Here is a 21,081-nt window from a genome sequence, read left to right on the forward strand (position 1 = left end):
GGAACCTAGCCGGCGTGGTGCGCGTCCTCCGGGTCCTCGGGTGAGTCATCGCGACGTTCCTTCACCAGCTTGCTGGCACTCACCAGCCGTAGCGCGGTCACCAGCAGGACCCCGCCAAGCACATTAAAGACCACTACATAGGAAAACCAGCCGAGCCATTGAAGGTAGTTGATGTCAGCACCCGTGTGGATGGCACCGAAGATCAGCAGCGAGTCCAGGATCGAGTGGAAGAGCTGCAGCCCGTAGAGCAGGAAAGCGCCAACGACGGCGGCCGCGATCTTGCCGGTGACGCTGTCCGTCCCGTGCTGCATGCGGGTCATCAACGTGATGGTGCTCCCCGCCAACACGGCAAGACACACGGTTTTCCAGTTAAACCCGGCGTCGAGATAGTGGGTGGCTTCCTTCGTGATGGTCTCGCTCCACTGCGGGAACGCTGTCATGATCAATGCCATGAACAGCCAACCGCCCACCAGGTTAGCGATGAGTGTGCCGCCCCAGAGCTTCCCGAGCTGCGCGTAGCTTGCCTCCCGTGCGACGACCGCGGCAATGGGCACCAGGAAGCCTTCCGTGAACAGCTCGCTCTTGGCCAGCAGGAGGGCGATGAGGCCTGCACTGAACGCCAATCCCGCGAGAAGGTGGTTCTCGGTCTCATATAGAACGCCGAGGTACGCCATAATGCCAACGCCTATTTCAAACCCGCCGAACAAGCCGGTGATGAGCACGTCCCGAAAGGAGCGGTTCAGCCGCTGCGCGCCTTCCTCAACCGTGCGGTCGAAGGATTCCTCCACCTCCTCCTCAACCGGGCCTGGATTGTCGCCAAGTTCCCGCCGCCGCGCATCGCCGTCGGTGTCGCTCATGCGTGTCGCCTATCCGCCTGAAAGTGTGTGGTGATTGATCTAGAGGAGGTCCAGGAGCTTAAGCTGTTTGGCCATCCCCGCGCCGTCCGGCGAATAGATCCAGGGCACCACCGACGTGGTGTGGTCGCCGTCCTCGGAGTGCCCGCCGGCGAAGACGGACTCGCTGACGGAGAGCTGCCGGATGGCGATGGCGGCCACCTTGTCGGCGTTTTCCTGGGCGAAGCCTGAGTAGATCTGTTCGTCGTGCTGGCCGTTGTCGCCGATCAGGAGCCACCGCATGTCCGGGAATTCCTTGGCGAGGCGCTCCAGGTTGCGGTGCTTGTGCTCCTGCCCGCTGCGGAACCAGCGGTCCTGGGTCAGGCCCCAGTCCGTGAGCAGGAGGGCGCCGGATGGATACATGTTCCGGCCCAGGAACCGCGCCAGGGTGGGGGCAGCATTCCACGGACCCGTGGACAGGTAGATGACGGGCGCGTCCGGGTGTTCAATGGTGAGCCTTTCCAGCAGGACCGCCATCCCCGGCGTCGCCATCCGGGCCCGTTCGCTGAGGACAAACGTGTTCCACAGGGCCAGGAACGGCCTGGGCAGGGCGGTGACCATCACGGTGTCGTCGATGTCGGACACGATGCCGAACTTCGCATCGGCATCGATCACCTGGATCAGCGTCTCCACGGGTTCGGTCCCGTCAGCCCGCAGGATGGCCGTGTGCCAGCCCGGCGGGAGCTGCACGTCCACCACGGTGTCGATCAGGCCGCCACGGTCCGCCCGGACTCGGGTGGTGACGCCGCCAATGGTAATTTCCACCTCGATGAACTGCAGGGGGACGCTGGTGAAGGCCCGCCAGCCGCGGACGTTTTGTGTGCCGTTGCGGGCAGCCTGCTCGGCCCGGCTGCCCGGGGCCGGATTCTTGGTTAACAGGACGCGGCCGAGCACGCGTACCCAGTCGGTCGAACCGTAGCCCTGGTACGCGATGGTCTGCGGTGCGAAATTCCAGCCCTTGGCGAGCTGGATGCGGACGGCGTTGACGACGGCGGAGATCCGGTGCGCCAGGCGTAAAAGCTGGGTGCCGGACAGCGGTGCGGGGTGCGGAGTGTTCTGCGGTGAATTCTGAGGAGCCCTGTCCATGTCTCCACTCTGCCACAGCGCAACCGCGCGCCGGGCACCCTGGCGGTCCCGCCGCCGTGCGTGACGTCAGCCTCAATCAAGGAGCCAGCGGAGGGTGTCGGCGTTCCGCACGGCGTTCCCGCCGCCGTCGTTGTTGAAATAGGCATAGACATCCTTGCCTGCCGCGGACCATTCGCGGATCCGGTCCGCCCACCACTGCAGGTCCGTATCGGAGTAGGAGCCGCCATACAGGTGCTGATGGTCAGGCCCGTGGAGCCGGATGTAGACGAAGGGCGCTGTGGCGCGGAGGATGCACGGCAGTTGGGCGCCGCTCATGATGCAGTACGCGGCCTGGTGCCGTTCCAGCAAGGCGTACACGTCCGGATGGTCCCAGCTGGGGTGCCGGAACTCCACGGTCACCCGGATCCACCACGGGACCGCGGCGAGGAAGTGATCCAGCCGGGCATCATCGCGCTGCAGCTGCGGTGGCAGTTGGACCAGCAGGACAGCGCGTTTGTCGCCCAGTTCGTGCCAGCAGCGGGCGATGCGTTCCAGCCAGACTTCGGGTCCGTAGAGTTTCTTGCCGTGCGTCAGGCCGCGCGGAGCTTTGACGGACATCACGAACCCGTCCGGGAGCCTGCGCCGCCAGCTGGCGAAGGACGTGTCCCGGGGCCACCGGTAAAAGCTGGCGTTCAACTCAACGGTGCCAAACCGGGAAACGTAGTGCTGGAGCCTGTCCCGGGCCGGGAGGCCTGGCGGGTAGAGCACGTTCTCCCAGTGGTCATAGCTCCAGCCGGAGGTGCCGATATAGACAGCCACAGTCAGCTGACCCGCAGGGGAGATGGGTGAACCATGATGCCTCCGGTGTTCGTGGACCGGCCGTCAACTCACGGTACACCGCTGTGCTTTGCCACTATCATTCACGGTTGTTTTCTCCGGCAGGGCCCATCCTTGTGGCAGTGTATGGGAATGGCGCGCATTGAAGATTATGCAGTTGTTGGCGACCTCCACACCGGCGCCCTGGTCAGCACCGAGGGCTCCATCGACTGGCTTTGCCTGCCGCGCTTCGACTCGCCGGCATGTTTCAACGCGCTCCTGGATACGCCTGAGGCCGGACGATGGCTACTGGCACCCGAGAGCGGCGGCACCTGCACCAGGCGCGGCTACCGGGAGGGGACCCTGATCCTGGAAACAGAATGGGAAACCCCGGAGGGTACCGTCAGGGTTATTGACTTCATGCCGCCACGCGACGCGGTGGCGGACATCGTGCGGATCGTTGAGGGCGTGAGGGGAAGCGTCAGGATGCACGGTGAACTGGCGCTGAGGTTCGACTACGGGCATATCGTTCCCTGGGTGCGGCGCGACAGGCACGGCCTGCATGCCATCGCCGGCCCGGACTCCGTCTACTTCGTCACCAAGGCGCCGCTTCACGGCGAGAACATGCACTCCGTCAGTGACTTCACAGTCCACGCGGGGGAGCGCATCCCCTTTGTCCTGACGTGGGCGCCCAGCCACGTTCCCCGCCCGCACACGGTGGACGCCGAGGTAGTGCTGGGCATCACCCTGGCCTTCTGGCGCGGCTGGGCATCCCAGTGCACCGTCCAGGGAAAGTACCAGGATGCCGTGGTCCGTTCGCTGGTGACCCTGAAGGCGCTGACCTACGCTCCCACGGGCGGCATCGTCGCTGCGGTCACCACGTCCCTGCCGGAACAGCTGGGCGGTCCCCGCAACTGGGATTACCGCTTCTGCTGGCTGCGGGACGCCACCATGACGCTGCAGGCGCTCCTGGCCGCCGGCTACACCACCGAGGCTGCCGCCTGGCGTGACTGGCTGCTCCGCGCTGTGGCGGGCGATCCGGCCGACCTGCAGATCATGTACGGAATCCACGGCGAACGCAGGCTTCCGGAAATGGAACTGCCGTGGCTTGCCGGGTACGAGAATTCAAAACCGGTACGGACCGGCAACGGCGCCGCCGAGCAGCTTCAACTGGACGTCTGGGGCGAGGTCCTGGACTGCCTGGCGCTGACCAGGAACTCCCTGCTGAAACACACGGACGAGTCCTGGGACGTCCAGGTGGCCCTGATGCAGCACCTGGAGACCATCTGGGACCAGCCGGACAACGGACTCTGGGAGATGCGCGGGCCGCGGCGCCATTTCACGCATTCCAAGGTGATGGCCTGGGTGGCCGCAGACCGGATGGTTAAAGGCGTCCGCGATTTCGGCCTGCCCGGCCCCGTGGAACGCTGGGAGGCCCTTCGCGACACCATCCACCGGGACGTCATGGCCAACGGCTTCGACCCCGTCCGCAACACCTTTGTGCAGGCGTATGGCCGGCCCGAACTGGATGCCAGCCTGCTGTTGATCCCGCGGGTGGGCTTCCTGTCGCCGGATGATCCCCGGGTGCTGGGGACCATTGACGCGATCCAGCGGGAGCTCACCGAAGACGGTTTTGTGCTCCGCTACCGTCCCGCCGACAGCGACGACGGCCTCCCGGGAGACGAAGGGGTGTTCCTGGCCTGCTCGTTCTGGTTGGTGGAGGCCCTGCTGGGCGCGGGACGCACCGAGGAGTCCACCGAACTCTTCGAGCGGTTGCTCGAACTCCGCAACGATGTGGGCCTGCTCAGTGAGGAATGGGGCGTCAGGGCAGGGCGGCAGCTGGGCAATACGCCCCAGGCCTTCAGTCACTTCGCGCTTGTGACAAGCGCTCTTGAGCTTCATCAGGATACGGTTCGCCGCAGTGACACACCTATTCCCCCGGAGACAGACAGGTAGGGCAATGAGGGCCTGAGGGCCTGCCCCGCTCTTCACGTCCGGGAGAAAGGTAAGTATACTTACTAGACTTGCGGAGCGCTCCTAATGGGGCTCAGCGCCGCGACTGAACGAGGGGTGGTTGTAATGGCCGGACATTTTGAGCTGGTGGATGCGCCTGACGGCGGCTACAGGGTACGGATGTTGGATGGTTCAGGAAGCCTGATGGCTATCTCGGTGACCTTCCCAACGAAGCGCGCAGCGGTGGCCGGCATTGCGATGGCCCGCGAGATTGCCGGCACAGGCCTGATCAGGGACTTCAGTAACAACGGTGCCGGAACCGTGATCCGGGATCGGATTGGCCCCACGTCATCCCCGAAGGATAGCGCCGCCCGAGGCAAGAAGCTGTCCGGGGCCGCTCGCGCTGTAGTCGGGTGATCACCCAGAGCCACGCCCTGGTCCGCGGGCGGCGATGGGGCGTCTTGTTTGACGTTGATGGGACCCTGGTGGACTCCGCCTACATCCACACGCTCGCGTGGTGGCAGGCGTTCCGACAGCACCAGCATGACGTCCCCATGGCCGCCATTCACCGGTGCGTCGGGATGGGTGGCGATCGTTTGGTGGACACGCTTCTTCCTGCTGGCCGGGACCGCGAGGCCGACGCCGACATCCTGGCCAGCCATGCGGCAGTCTTCGCGCAGAGCTGGCCGTCGCTGCGACCGTTCGACGGCGCCAAGGAGCTGCTTGCGCAGTGCCACGCCGGGGGACTCGCCGTCGCCCTGGCATCATCGGCACGAACGCAGGATCTGAAGGCCACCCGCAAAGCCCTTGGTGCGGACTCGTTCATCCATGCCGCCACCAGCGCGGACGATGCGAAGGCAAGCAAGCCGGCCCCGGACATCCTCGTGGCCGCGCTTGAAGCTGTTGGTGTGGCCGCGGCCGGAGCAGTCTATGTGGGGGATGCGGTGTGGGACATGCAAGCTGCTGCCGCGTTGGGAATCCCTGCCATCGGCGTCACCTGCGGCGGGACCAGCGCCGCCGAACTCCGCGAGTCAGGCGCGGCCGAGGTCTACAACGGCCCCCGGGACCTCCTGGACAACCTGCAGGCAAGCGCCATCGGCAGGCTGCTGACGCTGGAATCGAACCCCGCCGGCGCCTAATAGCGCGAGGGGACACTTGCGGCCCTGCCCGCGGGGGCTTAACTGTCCGTTCGCGCCGGTGCCGGGACGGTTGGGAGGGTGGGGCAGGTTAGAGGGGGAGCAGGCCTGAGAGGTCAGCGCGCAGGCCGGAGGCGGACACCTTGTGCGCCGCGACAGCGTCCGACCAGCTCAACTGGCCGGTCACCATACCAAGCCAGGTGGCGGCGTCGCATTCGATCACGTTGGGCGGGGTTCCGCGGGTGTGCCGCGGTCCCTCCACGCACTGGGTGACGCCGAACGGCGGCACCCGCACCTCCACCGAGTTCCCCGGCGCCCGCGCGGTCACCTCCTCCAGCGTGTACCGCACGGCCGTGGCGGTGACGTTGCGGGGGAGCGGAATGTCCGACGGCGATGCGGCGGCTTCCTGCCATGCGGCCAGTGCCGCTGTGCCTTCTTCAATGCCGATCCGACGGCGTGCTACAGCCATCAGTCCAGGAGCGCGGACACGGCCGGGCCCAGGCGGATCTTGCCCACCTCGTGGCTGCCGCCCATCACCGGGGCCACCACTTTTTCGAGGACGCTGGAGACGCCGGGGATATCCACGGCGCCAACCGCGGCGAGGAGGGTCAGACCCACCAGGGACGTGGCCCGCAGATTCCCGTCAAGCATCTTGATGGCCACCGAGACACCCTGGGGTGTGGCCATGGCCAGGACGCCCTCGGCACCAATCTTGGCGATGATGCCCAGTTCGTCCATCACGATGGTGTTGGCCTCGCCGCGCCCCTGGACGGCCCAGGGGTAGTCGAGCATGGACGTGGCGATGGTGGCGGCGCGGGCGTTGGAATTTTTGTCGCCCGGGGCCTTGGCCAGCATCGAGAACGCTCGCGCCAACCCGGTCAGCGAAATGGCGGCCACCGGGGCCCCACACCCGTCAATGCCCAGGTGGGCGATCTTTTCGCCGCTGTATTCCTCGATCACACTTCGGACGCGCTGCTGCAGAGGATGGTTCGGTTCAAGGTAGCTGTGGGTGTCCCAGCCGTTTTCGGTGCAGGCCCACAGGAAGGCGGCGTGCTTGCCGGAGCAGTTGAAGGCTAGCTTCGATTTGCCCTTTTCGGACCTGACCAGCCAGTTGCGGGCCGTCTCGTCCTGCGGCCAGGCGGCGGGGCACTGGAGCTGGTCCTCCCGGACGCCGGCGGCCTTGAGCATTCCCTCCACCACGTCCATATGGTCCAGGGAGCCCACGTGGCTGCCGCAGGCCAGCGCCACCTGAGCGCCGCGCAGCGGAACTCCGGACTGCATGGCCGCCAGGGCCTGCAGCGGTTTAAGCGCGGACCGTGCGTACAAGGGAGTCCGGATGTCACCGAGTTCTGTGACTACGGACCCGTCGCCGGACAGTACGACGGCTGAGCCGATGTGCCGGGACTCCACAAAACCGCTTCGTTCAATAACGGCGAGTTCGACAGCGGAGTCCACGGTGAACGTGGCATGCGGGTTGTGCGGCATGATGCCAGTCTAGGGGCGGAATCGGCGAATGCCGGGCTACTCCACGGTGACCATGACAGACTGCCAGCCGGAGGCGCCGTCGGGCACCGGATCGGCCCGCTGATCGGTCTGGACCTCGCCCGTTCCGTCGGTGGCGCGGACCTTGATGTAGTGCGGTCCCGGTGTGGCTTCCCAGTCGAAGGACCACTGGCGCCACGTGATGAGGGACGCCGCGGTGGACAGGACTGCCTCGGCCCAGGGGTTGTTGTCGATCTGGACTTCCACCTTGGTGATGCCGCGGGTCTGTGCCCACGCAGTGCCGCCGATCGCCACCCGGCCGGCGGGCACCTTGGCGAAGGACTTCGGAACTTCCACCCGGGCCATGGTCTTGATGGGGCCGCGCTCGGACCAGCCGCGCTGGGTCCAGTAGGCCTTGCTGTCCGCGAACCGCGTCACTTCCAGGTCCACCACCCACTTGGTGGCGGAGACAAAACCGTACAGCCCGGGCACCACCATGCGCACCGGATAGCCGTGCTCCAGCGGCAGGGGCTCGCCGTTCATGCCGATCGCCAGCATGGCATCGCGGTCATCCTGCAGGACCTCCAGCGGCGTGGAGGCGCTGAAGCCATCGATCGACGTCGACAGCACCATGTCCGCACCGTCCTTGGGACGTGCGCGCTTGAGGACCTCGCGGATGGGAAGGCCGAGCCAGCGAGCGTTCCCGGCGAGGTTTCCGCCCACGGGATTGGAAACACAGGTGAGGGTCACGTGCGATTCGATGAGGTCGGCGTCGAGCAGGTCCTGGAAGGTGAGGCGGACCTCTTCCTCCACCAGCCCGTGCACGCGGAGCTCCCAGTCTTCGGCGTTGATTTCGGGCACGCTCAGGGCGGTATCGATCCGGTAGAAGTCCCCGTTGGGGGTCAGCCAGGGGCCGACGCCGGCTGCCGGAGACTGGACGCCGGCGGGCACAGCGGCCGCGGCCTTTGCCGGGGTGGGCAGCTGCAGGGCCTCGCGGGCCTTGGTGATGTTGCTGCGGGCGGCGCTGAGCAGGCGTCCGCCCGTGGCTGCGATCCCAGCGCCGGCCACGGTGATCCCGGCCGCGGCGAAGAAGCGTCGGCGGCTGGTGGCGGGACGGTCAGGTTCCGCGGCGCCCGTGTCGGCAGGAGCCTCGGGCCAGGACTTCAGCCGCCAGAGCGGGGCGATCAGCAGCCGCAGCACCACCAGCCCTGCAATTGTGCCCAGCACGGTGGGGATGGCATCCAGCGGCTTCACGCTGGCCCGAGTCACCACGCTGGCCACGATCACCGCGCCCATCAGCAGCACACCGGCAACGCCCAGCGCCCACTTGCGGTAGGCCACCACACCCAGCACGCAGGCCAGCAGCAAAATGGTCAGGCCCATCCCCACAAACAGCGCGGCTTTGTCATTCGTGCCGAACGTGGCGATGGCAAAGTCCTTCATCCACGGCGGTGTGAAGTCGATGAACGTGGACCCCAACGCGATCACCGGAGTTGCCCGGGCGGTAAAGAACGCTCCGATCAGCTCCGCTACGGAAAGTACGACGGCGGCAGCCGCCACGCCTGCCAGCGCGGCCATTGCGGCGGGGTCCTTGAGCCACTTCAGAAGCTTCTTCATGCCTTGGATTCGTTGCGGCGGGCCGCAGGGATGGCCGGGCGAGGACACAGCTTAGGAGCACCCCCTTAGGAAAGGGCAGGGTGCACAAAGTACCCTTGGAGACTGTGAAGGTACTCGTCATTGGCCCTGGAGGCCGCGAACACGCCATTGTCCGCTCCCTGCTCGCCGACCCCAACGTATCCGAGGTCCATGCGGCTCCCGGCAACGCCGGCATCAGCAAGCTGGTCCCCACCCACAACATTGACGGGAATGATCCCGACGCCGTCGCGGCGCTGGCCACCAAGCTCGGCGTGGACCTCGTGGTGGTGGGCCCCGAGGCGCCGCTGGCTGCCGGGGTGTCCGACGCCGTCCGCGCCGCCGGCATTCCGGTCTTTGGCCCCAGCAAGGCCGCAGCGCAGCTGGAAGCCTCCAAAGCGTTCGCCAAGGAAGTTATGGCCGAAGCGGGAGTCCCCACGGCCATGGCGATGGTGGCCACAAACGCCGAGGAAGCCGCCGCGGCCCTGGACACCTTCGGCGCACCCTATGTGGTGAAGGATGACGGCCTCGCCGCCGGCAAGGGCGTGGTGGTCACCAACAACCGCGACGAAGCCCTGGCCCATGCGCAGACGTGCTTCGACGCCGCCGGCACCGTGGTGATCGAGGAGTTCCTCGATGGCCCCGAGGTTTCCGTTTTTGTCCTCTGTGACGGCCGCAACACCGTGGCACTGTCCCCGGCGCAGGACTTCAAACGCATCTTCGACAACGACGAAGGCCCCAACACCGGCGGCATGGGTGCCTATACGCCGCTGGAATGGGCCCCGGCCGGGCTGGTCCAGGAAGTCATCGACCGCGTCGCGCAGCCCACGGTCAACGAGATGGCCAACCGCGGCACCCCGTTTGTGGGTGTGCTGTTTGTGGGCCTGGCGCTGACCACGCGCGGCACCCGCGTCATCGAATTCAACGTCCGCTTCGGCGACCCCGAGACGCAGGCCGTCCTGGCCCGGCTCAAGACCCCCCTCGGTGCGCTGCTGCTGGCAGCCGCCAAGGGCGAACTGGACAAGGCAGACGAGCTGCGCTGGTCCAAGGAGACCGCCGTCGCCGTCGTCGTCGCGTCCGAAAACTACCCGGACACCCCGCGCACCGGTGACCGCATCCGCGGACTCAAGAAGGTGGACGAGCTCGACGGCGTGCACGTGATCCACGCAGGCACTGCGCTCGACGACGACGGCAAGGTGATCTCCGCCGGCGGCCGGGTGCTCGCCGTCGTTGCCCTCGGCAGCGACCTGGTGGAGGCCCGGGAACGGGCGTACGACGGCGTGGAGCTGGTTCAGCTGGAAGGCTCCCAGTTCCGGACGGACATTGGCCGCAAAGCCGCCCGTGGCGAAATCAAGGTAACGGCCCTGGCCACCGGATCTGCCACCGGATCGCTCCCCGTCACTAAGGCGAAGGCATAACATGACTGAGAACTCCGCTCAGGAACCACAGCAGCCCCGCGGCTTCAGCACCGAAACCCTGGACCTGCCGGGCTGGACGCACGTTTACTCCGGCAAGGTCCGCGACCTCTACGAGCCGGCGGACGAAGCCATCCGCCGGCAGGTGGGCCAGGACTGCGTCCTGGTGGTGGCAAGCGACCGCATCAGCGCCTACGACCACGTGCTGGCCCGCGAAATCCCGGACAAGGGCCGCATCCTCACGCAGTTGAGCCTCTGGTGGTTCGACCAGCTTGACGTGGTCCACCACGTGCTGGGGTCCACCGTGGAAGACGGCGTTCCCGCGGCCGTGGAAGGCCGCGCGATGATCTGCAGGAAGCTGGACATGTTCCCTGTGGAATGCATCGCCCGCGGCTACCTCACCGGCTCCGGACTGCTGGAGTACAAGGCCAGGGGTACGGTCTGCGAGATTCCGCTGCCGCCAGGCCTGGTGGACGGATCCCGGCTGGAACAGGCGATCTTCACACCGTCGGCCAAGGCCGAGGTGGGCGAGCATGACGAGAACATCTCCTACAACGATGTTGTGGCCATGGTGGGGGACGACATCGCCGCACGCCTCAGCGAGCTGACCCTCAAGATCTACACCGGCGCGGAGAAGATCGCCCGCGAACGCGGCATCATCCTGGCCGACACCAAGGTTGAGTTCGGCTACGACGCCGTGTCCGGGGCCATCACCCTGGGCGATGAGGTCCTGACACCGGATTCCTCGCGTTTCTGGGATGCGGCCACGTATGAGCCGGGCAAAGCGCAGCCTTCTTACGACAAGCAGTATGTGCGCGACTGGCTGACGTCCGCCGAATCAGGCTGGGACCGGTCCTCCGAATCGCCACCGCCAGCCCTGCCCGCAGACGTGGTGGCCCGGACGCGCGGCCGCTACGTCGAGGCCTACGAGAAAATCACCGGCAGGACGTTCGCCTAGAACACCTTTGACGGGCCCGGCTTCCGGCCGGGCCCGTTACTAGCTTGCCTTGGCGTTTTTCGCTCCTGCGGCGGCCCGCTGCTGGGCGAGTCTGATCTCAAGGACCGCGTCCAGGGCCTGCTGGACACGGTCCGAGGCTCCCGCGGCACTGAAGGCCTTCTGCGCTTCTTCGAGGTAGACCAGGGCTTCGTCGGACTCACCGGCGGCCTTCAGCGACTTGCCCAGCAGGAGTGAGACTTCCCCGGCCGTGTGCTTGGCCAGCGCGCCGGATTCGGCGTGGATTTCCCGGAGCTTGTTGATGGCAGCCACGATGTCGCCGGTGAGATAAAGCCAGCGCGCGCGGATAAACGCAACTTCGAGTTGGTCGCTCTTGTTGCCGCCCACAATGGACAGCGCCAGTTCGGCGCGCTCGATGCTGGAAAGTGTTTCCGGTTCTACGATTCCGGAGGACAGCCGGACGGCGGCCGAGGCCTTGTTGAAACGGGCCCACAGATCGATGTCGTTGGCAGGTGACAGCATCCGGGCGGCGCGCTCGTGGTACTTGATGCCTTCGGGGTAATCGTGCCGCATAAAGGCCACGTTGCCGATCACCCAGGCAACCTCACCGGCGAGCTGGGACATGGAGTGCTCGTCCATCTGGTCATTCATGGCCTGGCAGTATTTCCAGGCCTCATCCAGGCGGCCGCTCTCCGCCAGCGCCCCGATCAGCGCGCGGTAGGCGCCGATGATCAGGGTGGATCCGTTGGGCAGCTGGCCGCAGAGTTGTACGGCCGCCAGCGCATGTTCGACGGCAGTGCTCAGCTGGCCCTGGCCCTGGCAGATAGCGGCGAGCATCTGGCGGGCACGGACGGCGAGGCCGGCAGATTCCGTGGCCATCGGGTGCTCCAGGAGGTGCTGCATGATCTTTTGGCATTCCTGCCAGTTGCCCTGTTTGATCAGGCATTCGGCCTGCATGTAGGTCATGTTCCACCACGCGCTGGTGTTCTTGCCCTCCAGAGCTATCTGGGCCGCGGTGGCTGCGTGGGTGGCCGCCAGCGGATAGTCCCTGAGGTCCCAGGCCTGGCGCGCGTAGAGGCCGGCCAGGACGTACTCGGCGTCGCTGACTGTGATGGGTTGGCTCCAGGCTTCCAGCGCCTTGGGCGCCAGCTCCAGCCTGCGGGCGAGCTCCTCGATGACTTCGGCCGTCGGCTCACGGCGGCCGGTTTCGAGGAGGGAGATATAACTGGGGGAATACAGGTCCTTGCCCAGTGCAGCCTGTGTCAGCCCACGTTCGAGACGCTCCGCACGGAGCTTCTCCCCGAATCCGTTGCCCACGGGAATTCCTCCTGATTCTGGACAGTCTTTGTACTCAATGCTTGACAGTACCTGTGCAAAACATTTTACAATGTATGTCAACAAGGACAGTGCTGACTTTGTAACGAATCCGACTCGTATTGAGGAACTCATATGTTGAAGAATATTGCGGCCGCAGGCCTACTTGCTGCTGCCTTGGCATTTTCTGCGGCGGCCCCGGCTGTCCTGTCGGCAGGTTCCATCGCCGATACCACCGGCGTATCCGTAGCCGTTGGCAACTGGCCCGATCCAATGTCCAAGCCCGTCAAGGACAAGGGCTAGACCTACACCACCAACGTGGGCAACTGACCCGATGTAAGGAATCCTCTCAGGAGGCGCGGCCCCGGGGCATGGTCATCATGCCTCGGGGCTATTTCTTTGCCCGGACACGTGACGGTTCTGCCCCGGGTACTTGACCGCCGGGAGATACAAAAGAGGGCCTCCCCTGGGGGAGACCCTCTTTCGATTGGTCGGGATGACAGGATTTGAACCTGCGACCTCGTCGTCCCGAACGACGCGCGCTACCAAGCTGCGCCACATCCCGATCCGCTGCAAAAGCAACTTTACAAGGATAGCCGACGCCGGGCCCGGATGCGAAATCGGCGGCGCCGGCCGGGTCAGATCCCTAGTCCAGGGAGTCCTTCCAGGCGCCGTGGAGGTCTGCGAAGCGTCCGCCGCCGCCGATGAGTTCCGCGGGGGTGCCGTCCTCAACCACGCGGCCGTCATGGACCACCAGGACGCGGTCGGCGGTTTCGACGGTGGAGAGGCGGTGCGCGATGATCAGCGCCGTCCGGCCGCCGCCCGCAGAAGCTGAGCCCTCGGTCGCAAACCCCGCACCAGACGAGCCCGGGGCACCTGCCGGACTGCCGGCGTCGGACGTTGCCCGCAGAAGGCGCGCCAGGCCGCTCTGGACGAGCCGCTCAGAGGGGATATCCAGCGACGAGGTGGCCTCGTCCAGGATCAGCACCGCCGGCCGGGCCAGGAACGCCCTGGCGAAGCTGATCAGCTGCCGTTGCCCGGAGGACACCCTGCCGCCGCGCTTGTTGACATCGGTGTCATAGCCTTCGGGGAGTTCGGTAATGAAGTCGTGGGCGCCCACGGCCCGGGCAGCATCCTCGATCTCCGCCCGGGAAGCCTCCGGCCGGCCAAGGGCGATGTTGTCCGCCACGGAGCCGCTGAACAGGAACGCCTCCTGCGTGACCATCACGATGTTCCGGCGCAGGTCCGTGGTGGTGAGGCTGCGCAGGTCCACTCCGTCCAGGGTCAGGGAGCCGGAGGAGACGTCGTAGAAGCGGGCGATCAGCTTGGCAAGCGTGGATTTCCCGGCGCCGGTCTGCCCCACCAGGGCAACGGTCTGGCCGGCGGGGATGTGCAGGTCCATGGTGGGGATGACCACAGGGCCGTCGCCGTAGCGGAACTCCACACCCTTGAAATCGACGGCGCCCCTGGCATCGCGGAGCGCAACAGGGTTCTTGGGCGGACGGACCGTGGGAACCTCCTCCAGCAGGCCGGACACCTTCTCCAGGGCAGCCTGGGCGCTCTGGAAGGAGTTGTAGAACATGGCCATCTGGTCCACCGGCTGGAAGAAGCGTTTGGTGGACAGGATCAGTGCCAGCAGCACGCCCACGGCAAGGTCCCCGCCCAGCACACGGAACCCGCCAAACAGGAGCACCACGGCCACGCAGACGTTGCCGATCAGCACCAGCCCGGGCTGGAAGATGCCGTTGAGGTTGATAGAGCGGACCGTTACCAGCCGGTAGTCCTCAGCCAGCCGGCCATACGTCCCGGCGTTCTCAGTTTCCCTTCGGAAAGCCTTCACGGCGCGGATCCCGGTCATGGTCTCCACAAAATGCACAATCAGCCGGGCGGACACCACCCGGGATTCGCGGAATACGATCTGGGAGTGCTTCTGGTACCAGCGCGAAAGGAAGTACATCGGGACGCCGGCGGCCAGCACGATCAGCCCGCTGCGCCAGTCCAAGGCAAACACCGTCACAGCCGTGAAGACCATAAACAGCAGGCCCGAGGCCAGGGAGCTGACGCCGGAGTCGAGGAGTTCCCGCAGCGCATCCAGGTCCGAGGTCTGCCGGGCGATGATCCGTCCCGACGTGTACTTTTCGTGGAACTCCAGGCTCAGGCGCTGCGTGTGCCGGAAGACCCGGACGCGCAGGTCCAGCAGCATCGCCTGGCTGAGCCGCGCGGTGGAGGTGACGTAGAGGGCGGTGAGTCCCGCCGTCGCGATCGCTGCGAGCAGGTAGGCGACGCCGGTAAGCACCAGAGGGAGGTTGTCGCCCGCCTGCAACGACGGGAGCGCGTGGTCGATGCCGAACGCGATCAGTGCAGGCCCGGCCACGCGCGCGGCCTGGGACAGGACCACGGTGGCGATGGTCAGCCAGAACCTGAGCCGCACCGGACGGATCAGGGTGGCCAAAAGGGCGAGCGACCGCCGTCGTACGGTTTTACTGTCCGACTTGCTGAGGTGGGTGTCGTCCTCGTTGGCGGTGCCGAAGGTTGTGTTACTCATCGGATGCTGTCCTCTGACTCGTCCTCAAGCTCCGACAGTTCCGAATCCAGGTCCCGTGGTTCCTGGTCCAGGCTGGCGATGACGTAGCGGTAATGGGGGTTGTGCGCCAGAAGTTCCGTGTGGGTTCCGACGGCGGCGATCCGGCCATCCTCGAGCAGCGCCACCCGGTCGGCCAGCGCCACGGTGGACGGGCGGTGCGCGACGATCAGCGTGGTGGTGTCCTTCAGGACCGCGCGGAGCCGGGTCTCCACAAGCTCCTCGGTGTGCACGTCCAGGGCCGAGAGCGGATCGTCCAGTACGAGGACCCGGGGCCGCGCCGCGATGGCCCGGGCCAGGGCGATCCGCTGCCGCTGCCCGCCGGAGAGGCTCAGTCCCTCCTCGCCGATGAGGGTGGCCACGCCTTCCGGCAGCGAGTACGCGAAGTGCGCCTGCGCTACATCCAGGGCTTCGTCCAGGGCTCCCTCGGTCCGGTCGGGCGCCCCGAGGAGCACGTTGTTGCGGACGGAATTGGAGAACAGCGTGGTGTCCTCGAACGCGACGCCCACCACGCGCCGGAGCCCGTCGACGTCGAACTCGCGCAGGTCCACCCCGTCGATGGTGATGGAGCCGTCGGTGACGTCGAACAGGCGCGGGACCAGCTGGATCAGCGCGCTCTTGCCGCTTCCCGTGATGCCCACCAGGGCCATGGTCTCGCCCGGCCGGACGTCCAGATTGATCTCTTTGAGGATGGGCTTGTCCGGTGCGTCCTCGAACGCGAATGTGGCGTTCTTGAAGCTGAGCGCGCCCTTCAGCTGCGAGGGGGTGCGCGGCGCCGGGGGACTGGTGATGGTGTTGACCGAATCCATGACCTCGAAGTGGCGGTCGACGGCGGACTTGGCGGTGAGTGCCATGGCCAGCAGCATGCCGGAGAACTCCACCGGCGTCGCAATGACGGCGGCGGTGGCGAAGAAAGCCACCAGGGCGCCGATGCTCAACTGGCCGCTGGCGCAGAGCATCACACCCACCACCAGCCCGGCGCCGAGCGCGAGTTCCGGCAGCAGGGTAACCACCATGGTGAACGTTGCCTGGTGCTTGGCCTTCACGATCTCGGTCTGGCGGAGTTCCTCGGCCTGCTCGTTGAAGTTCTCCAGGGCCTCGCGGCTGCGGCCGAAGGCCTTCAGGACGCGGATGCCGTGGACGGATTCCTCCACCGTGGTGGCGAGGTCGCCGGCCTGGTCCTGGCTCCGCCGCGCCACCTTGCTGAAGCGCGTCCGGAACCGGAAACCGTAGGCCATGACGGGCACCGCTGCGGCCAGGAAAATCAGGGCCAGCTGCCAGCTCATGGAGAACATAACCACAATGCCGATGACCACCGTGAGCGTGGTGACCACCAGCATGATGGCACCGAAAGCCATCCAGCGGCGCAGGAAGTTCAGGTCCGTCATGGCACGCGACAGCAGCTGGCCGGAGCCCCAGCGGTCGTGGAAGGACACAGTCAGGTCCTGCAGGTGCCCATAGAGCGAGACCCGCATCCGGGTTTCCACGGTGGTGGCCGGGTTGATCACAAACTGCCGGCGGAGGGCCACGAGTCCCGCCTCGGCGATGCCCAGGACCAGGATGACGACGGCGGCAGTCCAGACGGCGTCCGACGCGCCACCGGGTTTGAGGGACTCATTTACGAGGACGCGCAGCACCTGCGGTATGGTCAGCGCCACGACGCTGGCCAGAAGTGCGCAGAGTAGCCCCATCACCAGCCGGGGGATGATCGGCCTCACGTGAGGGTAAAGACGGCTGATGGATCTGAAAAATGAGGTCTGCTTGGCCATGCCCGCTTCTCAAGCTCTAAATCGAATGTAGTTTCCCTTAGCAACTACCCTATGCCATGGCGTGAGCAGGTTCACACCTTCGTTATTCGGGGGAGGTGAGCGTCAGCAGGACGGCCTCGGGTTTGCAGGCGATGCGGATGGGAGCGAACCGGGAGGTGCCGATGCCGCCCGAGACGTTGACCGGCGTCGTACGTCCGTTGCTTTCCCAGTTGTTGAGTCCCTTGGCCCGCCACGTGGGGAGGTCGCAGTTGGACACCAGGGCGCCGTAGCCGGGGATGCAGAGCTGGCCGCCATGGGTGTGGCCCGCCAGCAGCAGGTCCGCGCCGTCCTGCGTGAAGTGGTCCAGGACCCGCTGGTACGGGGCATGGATGACCGCAACGCGGAGGTGCGCGTTCTCATCCTGGTCACGGGTGCCGCGGGGCCAGCCCGCATAGCGCTCCCGGCCCAAGTGCGGATCGTCCACGCCGGAAAAGTCGAAACGGATGCCCTTCAACACCACCGACTGGTGCCGGTTGGTGAGGTCCACCCAGCCGCCCATGCCGAAGCCGGACCGCAGCCGCGGCCAGTCCAGTTCGATGGGTTTGGGCTTGACCTTGGACGGGCCCAGCAGGTAGGAACCGGGGTTCTTGAATCTAGGGCCGAAGTAGTCGTTGGACCCCGGGACGAAAACGCCGGGAAACTCCAGAAGCGGTCGCAGTGCCTTGAGCAGGGGCTCCACCGCCTTGACGTGGCTGAGGTTGTCCCCGGTGTTGACCACCAGGTCCGGCTCCAGCGACGCCAGCGACTCCAGCCAGCGCGCCTTGGTGTCCTGGCCCGGGACGAAGTGGATGTCGCTCAGGTGCAGGACGCGGAAGGGCGGGTGGCCTGCGGGCAGGATGGGCAGTGCCTCCTCGCGCAGGACAAACTGGTTCTTCTCCCACAGCCCGTATCCGAAGGCGGCGAGACCCGCTGCGGTTCCCGCGCCAGCGGTGACGGCAAAGCCGCGCCCGATGTTCCGGACGCGGCTGGCCAATGCAGGGCTGACTGCCATGGGAGGCTAGTTCTTCTTGTCGCTGTTGCCCGGTGCAGGGTCCGTGGACGGCTGCGGGGCGGGAGCCGTGGCAGGCGCGGTGGCCTGCGTTGACGGCGTGGTCCGGGCGGGCGTTCCGCTCACCATGTTGGTGGGCGGGGCCGTGAACGCGTTGGTGCCATACGCCGGAGCGACCTGGGCCATGTACTTGGAGAACATGGGACCGGCGATCATGTAACCGTCGATCGCCTTGTAGAACTTTCCATTGACCGTGAGGTTACGGCCCTCACGGCTCTGGTCACCCAGCGGGTCACCGAACCATGCGGCGGTGGCCACACCGGTGGTGAAACCGACCACCCAGGTGGATCCGTTGGTGTCGTTGGTGCCGGTCTTGGCGGCCACCGGGAAGTTGGTCTTCGTGGAGAGTCGCGGCTTGATGAGGGATCCGGACCCCTCATCCAGGACCTTCTGCATGGCATACGCAACGCCCCGGGCGACCTCCGGTTTGACGGCATCCCGGCAGCTCGTGGCCTGTGCCGGGAGCTGCGCGCCGGTCTGGTCCGTGACAGAGGTGATAGCGATGGGCTCGCAGTACTTGCCGTCATTGGCGAACGTGGCAAACGCGGAGGCCATGGTCAGCGGGGCGGTCTGCGTGGAGCCGATCAGGTTGGCCAAAGTGGTCATCTTGACCTTCGGGTTGGGATCTTCAGCCGAGGGCAGGCCGCCGTGGATTCCGACCGCATCCACGATCTTCTGGATGCCGCAGAGGTCAACCTGAGCCGCCGAGGCGAAGGTGGCCGTGTTGATCGAGTTCTGCAGGCCGTACAGGATCGTCATGTTCCGGTAGTAGCCCTCGTCGGAGTTCTGCAGGTCAAAGCTGCCGGGAATCCTGGCGTCGTACCAGCCAACGGTGGGGTCCGGGCACGTGTTCTTCCAGGGGAAGTTCTGCGGGTACTTGCGAGTGGCGGCGTTGATGTTGGTGTTCATGGCCTTGCCCTCGTTCAGCCATTCGGCGAACGTGAAGGGCTTCATGGTGGAACCGGGCTGGAATCCGCCCAGGCCGTTGAGGTCGTTGCCGTCCTTGTCCAGCTTGTCTACGTTGAAGTTCTGCGTCTGGTTGAACTTGCCTTCGGTGGGCAGGAACGACGTGTTCTGCGCCATGTTCAGGATCTTGCCGGTGTTGGGCTGCACGGAGACGATGGACGCACCCCAGTTGTCCGGATTGACGCCGGCGGCTGCATCAGACTCAGCTTGGGCAACGTTTTGGGCGTTGACGTCCAGCGTGGTGGTGATGGTCAGGCCACCGCGGAAGATCTTCTGTTCGCGCTCTTTTGCGTCCGCACCGTAGGCCGGGTTGTTAAGCAGCAGGTGTAGCACGTAGTTGCAGAAGTAAGGTGACGTGGTGGCGTACGCGCAGCCCTGGCGTGACTCTGTGATCTTCGGTTCCACGGGGGTGGCCACAGCGGCGTCGTGATCGACCTGGGTAATCTTTCCCTGGTCCAGCATGAGGCCCAGCACCAGGTCCCGGCGCTGTTTGGCGTTCTCCGGGTTGGTGATGGGGTCAAACGCTGACGGGCTGTTAACGAGGCCAGCCAGGAGTGCTGCCTGCGGGAGGGTCAGATCCTTGGCGGTGGTGCTGAAGAAGAATTTGGACGCGGCCTCGATGCCGTAGGCGTCGCGGTTGAAGAAGACGATGTTGAGGTAACCCTCGAGGATCTGTTCCTTGGAGAATTCCTTCTCCAGGGCGATCGCGAGCTTCATTTCGCGAAGCTTGTCTCCCACGCCCTTGTTAACACCGTTGAGCTTGATGTCCTCAGTGTTTCCCTCGGCAGCGAGGTTGGAGTTGAGCACGTTGTTCACGTACTGCTGGGTGATGGTGGAGGCACCCTGTTTGTTGCCACGGGCTGTGCTGACCATGGCGCGGAGGATGCCGGTGGTGTCCACACCGCCATGCTCGTAGAACCGGCTGTCCTCGACAGCGATGATGGCTTCCTTCACGAACGGCGAGATCTGGTCGAGGGCAACCTTGGTCCGGTTTTCCTCGTAGAGGTTCGCGATCAGGCTGCCGTCCGCGGCGAGGATCCGGGTGGACTGGCTGGGGGGGTCCACCTGCAGCTCTGCCGGGAGGGTATCGAAGAACTCGATAGAACCGCTTGCCGCGCTGCCGGAAACGGCCGCAGCCGGAACCAGCAGGCCCGCCACCAGGACACCACAAATCGCGCTCACACCGAGGAAACCAAATATCTTTCCGAGGGTAGTGGCCGTGTCGAAAATGGGGTTCTTACGAGTCACCATGTTTTCCACTTTACCGGCAAGGACTAGTCTTTAGCTCATGACCAAATGGGAGTACGCGACGATTCCGCTCATTATTCACGCCACCAAGCAGATCCTGGACCAGTGGGGAGAGGACGGCTGGGAGCTCGTCCAGGTAATCACCGGACCTGACGGCAACGGCCTGGTTGCCTACCTCAAGAGGGAGAAGCAGTAGCAATGAGCACCCCCGCAGAGACCACGTCCGGCCCTTTATCCACGCCGGAAAACGCGTCTGAGTCAGCGCCGGTTTCCGCCGTCGAGCAGCGCCTCGCCGAGCTGGGACTGACCCTCCCCGAGGTGGCCGCTCCCGTCGCCGCCTACGTGCCGGCCGTCATCACCGGCAGCCATGTTTACACGTCCGGCCAGCTGCCGTTTATTAACGGCAAACTCGAAGCAACCGGCAAGGTCTCCACCGGCACAGAGGGCGCCTCCGACGAGCCCACCGTGTCCCCGGAGGACGCCAAGGCCTACGCCGCTGTCTGCGCCATCAACGCACTGGCGGCCATCAAGAGCGTCATCGGCGATCTGGACCGCATCACCCGCATCGTCAAGGTGGTGGGCTTCGTGTCCTCCGATCCGGCCTTCACCGGACAGCCTGGCGTCATCAACGGTGCGTCCGAGCTCCTCGGCCAGGTCTTTGGTGACGCAGGCCGGCACGCCCGCTCCGCCGTCGGCGTGTCGGTTCTTCCGCTCGACTCTCCCGTAGAGGTCGAACTGATCGCTGAATTCAGCTAAGGACCCGGTTCAC

Annotated in this window: 19 protein-coding genes and 1 tRNA gene; 8 read left to right on the forward strand and 12 right to left on the reverse strand. The window is 65.7% G+C overall.

Translation table 11 applies throughout. From position 1 onward, the window contains the following. Positions 1–5: 5 nt before the first annotated feature. The 3 genes from ACX80M_RS05735 to ACX80M_RS05745 form a co-directional block, all read right to left on the reverse strand. Positions 6–857, reverse strand: coding sequence for a formate/nitrite transporter family protein (locus tag ACX80M_RS05735; RefSeq protein ID WP_252575216.1), 852 nt, complete (start codon positions 855–857; stop codon positions 6–8). A 39-nt stretch (positions 858–896) separates the two neighbouring features. Then, a complete protein-coding gene (locus ACX80M_RS05740) occupies positions 897–1,979 on the reverse strand; it encodes an App1 family protein (protein WP_252600294.1) in 1,083 nt (360 codons plus the stop codon). A gap of 72 nt (positions 1,980–2,051) precedes the next feature. Next, positions 2,052–2,777 carry a DUF72 domain-containing protein gene (locus ACX80M_RS05745; protein WP_252600295.1) on the reverse strand — a complete coding sequence of 242 codons (726 nt, stop codon included), beginning with the start codon at positions 2,775–2,777 and terminating at the stop codon, positions 2,052–2,054. A 150-nt stretch (positions 2,778–2,927) separates the two neighbouring features. Here ACX80M_RS05745 and ACX80M_RS05750 point away from each other — a divergent pair, with 150 nt between their 5' ends. From ACX80M_RS05750 to ACX80M_RS05760, 3 genes are all read left to right on the forward strand, one after another. Beyond that, positions 2,928–4,730, forward strand: a complete 1,803-nt coding sequence (locus tag ACX80M_RS05750) for a glycoside hydrolase family 15 protein (protein ID WP_459309230.1) — start codon at positions 2,928–2,930, stop codon at positions 4,728–4,730. Between the two features lie 123 nt (positions 4,731–4,853). Continuing rightward, positions 4,854–5,144 (forward strand): YegP family protein, encoded by a 291-nt coding sequence (locus ACX80M_RS05755; protein WP_252570412.1) that lies wholly within the window; start codon positions 4,854–4,856, stop codon positions 5,142–5,144. Positions 5,145–5,188: 44 nt separating this feature from the next. Beyond that, positions 5,189–5,866 (forward strand): HAD family hydrolase, encoded by a 678-nt coding sequence (locus ACX80M_RS05760; RefSeq protein WP_252600298.1) that lies wholly within the window; start codon positions 5,189–5,191, stop codon positions 5,864–5,866. Positions 5,867–5,954: 88 nt separating this feature from the next. Here the strand turns inward: ACX80M_RS05760 and ACX80M_RS05765 are convergent, their stop codons facing one another. Genes ACX80M_RS05765 through ACX80M_RS05775 form a run of 3 tightly spaced genes read right to left on the reverse strand, consistent with a single transcriptional unit; the run spans position 5,955 to position 8,962 of the window. Beyond that, the gene (locus tag ACX80M_RS05765) at positions 5,955–6,332 is read right to left on the reverse strand and encodes a sterol carrier family protein (protein ID WP_252600299.1); all 378 of its coding nucleotides are present in this window, start codon (positions 6,330–6,332) and stop codon (positions 5,955–5,957) included. Further along, positions 6,332–7,348, reverse strand: coding sequence for an asparaginase (locus ACX80M_RS05770; RefSeq protein WP_252614114.1), 1,017 nt, complete (start codon positions 7,346–7,348; stop codon positions 6,332–6,334). The genes ACX80M_RS05765 and ACX80M_RS05770 overlap by 1 nt, the downstream gene beginning before the upstream one ends. Positions 7,349–7,384: 36 nt before the next feature. After that, complete coding sequence (locus tag ACX80M_RS05775; RefSeq protein WP_459309231.1) at positions 7,385–8,962, reverse strand: molybdopterin-dependent oxidoreductase; 1,578 nt, start codon at positions 8,960–8,962, stop codon at positions 7,385–7,387. A 104-nt stretch (positions 8,963–9,066) separates the two neighbouring features. Between ACX80M_RS05775 and purD the strand changes: the two genes are divergently transcribed. Both purD and ACX80M_RS05785 read left to right on the forward strand, forming a co-directional pair. Beyond that, positions 9,067–10,395 carry a phosphoribosylamine--glycine ligase gene (gene purD, locus ACX80M_RS05780; protein WP_252600354.1) on the forward strand — a complete coding sequence of 443 codons (1,329 nt, stop codon included), beginning with the start codon at positions 9,067–9,069 and terminating at the stop codon, positions 10,393–10,395. 1 nt (position 10,396) lies between these two features. Further along, positions 10,397–11,350, forward strand: a complete 954-nt coding sequence (locus ACX80M_RS05785) for a phosphoribosylaminoimidazolesuccinocarboxamide synthase (protein ID WP_459309232.1) — start codon at positions 10,397–10,399, stop codon at positions 11,348–11,350. Positions 11,351–11,389: 39 nt separating this feature from the next. Here ACX80M_RS05785 and ACX80M_RS05790 read toward each other — a convergent pair whose 3' ends face one another. Beyond that, entirely contained in the window at positions 11,390–12,664 is a 1,275-nt protein-coding gene (locus tag ACX80M_RS05790) for a helix-turn-helix domain-containing protein (RefSeq protein ID WP_252609755.1), read from the reverse strand. A 132-nt stretch (positions 12,665–12,796) separates the two neighbouring features. Here ACX80M_RS05790 and ACX80M_RS05795 point away from each other — a divergent pair, with 132 nt between their 5' ends. Further along, positions 12,797–12,964 (forward strand): hypothetical protein, encoded by a 168-nt coding sequence (locus ACX80M_RS05795; protein ID WP_252600306.1) that lies wholly within the window; start codon positions 12,797–12,799, stop codon positions 12,962–12,964. Between the two features lie 185 nt (positions 12,965–13,149). Here the strand turns inward: ACX80M_RS05795 and ACX80M_RS05800 are convergent. From ACX80M_RS05800 to ACX80M_RS05820, 5 genes are all read right to left on the reverse strand, one after another. After that, positions 13,150–13,226, reverse strand: a tRNA-Pro gene (locus tag ACX80M_RS05800). 81 nt (positions 13,227–13,307) lie between these two features. Then, positions 13,308–15,206: an ABC transporter ATP-binding protein gene (locus ACX80M_RS05805; RefSeq protein WP_252614112.1), complete on the reverse strand. Its 1,899-nt coding sequence runs from the start codon at positions 15,204–15,206 to the stop codon at positions 13,308–13,310. Beyond that, positions 15,203–17,011 carry an ABC transporter ATP-binding protein gene (locus tag ACX80M_RS05810; RefSeq protein WP_459309233.1) on the reverse strand — a complete coding sequence of 603 codons (1,809 nt, stop codon included), beginning with the start codon at positions 17,009–17,011 and terminating at the stop codon, positions 15,203–15,205. The genes ACX80M_RS05805 and ACX80M_RS05810 overlap by 4 nt, the downstream gene beginning before the upstream one ends. 82 nt (positions 17,012–17,093) lie before the next feature. Next, positions 17,094–18,041, reverse strand: a complete 948-nt coding sequence (locus ACX80M_RS05815; protein ID WP_252609768.1) for a metallophosphoesterase — start codon at positions 18,039–18,041, stop codon at positions 17,094–17,096. Positions 18,042–18,047: 6 nt separating this feature from the next. After that, positions 18,048–20,315: a transglycosylase domain-containing protein gene (locus ACX80M_RS05820; protein WP_252614111.1), complete on the reverse strand. Its 2,268-nt coding sequence runs from the start codon at positions 20,313–20,315 to the stop codon at positions 18,048–18,050. A gap of 37 nt (positions 20,316–20,352) precedes the next feature. On the opposite strand from ACX80M_RS05820, the gene ACX80M_RS05825 reads away from it, so the two are divergent. Next, positions 20,353–20,508 (forward strand): DUF4177 domain-containing protein, encoded by a 156-nt coding sequence (locus ACX80M_RS05825; RefSeq protein ID WP_099093395.1) that lies wholly within the window; start codon positions 20,353–20,355, stop codon positions 20,506–20,508. 2 nt (positions 20,509–20,510) lie between these two features. Further along, on the forward strand, positions 20,511–21,068 hold the full coding sequence (locus ACX80M_RS05830) for a RidA family protein (RefSeq protein ID WP_252609772.1): 558 nt from the start codon (positions 20,511–20,513) through the stop codon (positions 21,066–21,068). Positions 21,069–21,081: the final 13 nt, after the last annotated feature.

The organism is Pseudarthrobacter sp. MDT1-22, assembly GCF_054511035.1.

Bases quoted from the DNA above. Each gene is read 5' to 3' on its own strand.
- ACX80M_RS05770 (WP_252614114.1), bottom strand. From the start codon at position 7,348: ATGCCGCACAACCCGCATGCCACGTTCACCGTGGACTCCGCTGTCGAA.
- ACX80M_RS05805 (WP_252614112.1), bottom strand. From the start codon at position 15,206: ATGAGTAACACAACCTTCGGCACCGCCAACGAGGACGACACCCACCTC.
- ACX80M_RS05755 (WP_252570412.1), top strand. From the start codon at position 4,854: ATGGCCGGACATTTTGAGCTGGTGGATGCGCCTGACGGCGGCTACAGG.
- ACX80M_RS05795 (WP_252600306.1), top strand. From the start codon at position 12,797: ATGTTGAAGAATATTGCGGCCGCAGGCCTACTTGCTGCTGCCTTGGCA.
- ACX80M_RS05810 (WP_459309233.1), bottom strand. From the start codon at position 17,011: ATGGCCAAGCAGACCTCATTTTTCAGATCCATCAGCCGTCTTTACCCT.
- ACX80M_RS05825 (WP_099093395.1), top strand. From the start codon at position 20,353: ATGACCAAATGGGAGTACGCGACGATTCCGCTCATTATTCACGCCACC.
- ACX80M_RS05775 (WP_459309231.1), bottom strand. From the start codon at position 8,962: ATGAAGAAGCTTCTGAAGTGGCTCAAGGACCCCGCCGCAATGGCCGCG.
- ACX80M_RS05750 (WP_459309230.1), top strand. From the start codon at position 2,928: ATGGCGCGCATTGAAGATTATGCAGTTGTTGGCGACCTCCACACCGGC.
- ACX80M_RS05830 (WP_252609772.1), top strand. From the start codon at position 20,511: ATGAGCACCCCCGCAGAGACCACGTCCGGCCCTTTATCCACGCCGGAA.
- ACX80M_RS05740 (WP_252600294.1), bottom strand. From the start codon at position 1,979: ATGGACAGGGCTCCTCAGAATTCACCGCAGAACACTCCGCACCCCGCA.
- ACX80M_RS05820 (WP_252614111.1), bottom strand. From the start codon at position 20,315: ATGGTGACTCGTAAGAACCCCATTTTCGACACGGCCACTACCCTCGGA.
- ACX80M_RS05735 (WP_252575216.1), bottom strand. From the start codon at position 857: ATGAGCGACACCGACGGCGATGCGCGGCGGCGGGAACTTGGCGACAAT.
- ACX80M_RS05765 (WP_252600299.1), bottom strand. From the start codon at position 6,332: ATGGCTGTAGCACGCCGTCGGATCGGCATTGAAGAAGGCACAGCGGCA.
- ACX80M_RS05785 (WP_459309232.1), top strand. From the start codon at position 10,397: ATGACTGAGAACTCCGCTCAGGAACCACAGCAGCCCCGCGGCTTCAGC.
- ACX80M_RS05815 (WP_252609768.1), bottom strand. From the start codon at position 18,041: ATGGCAGTCAGCCCTGCATTGGCCAGCCGCGTCCGGAACATCGGGCGC.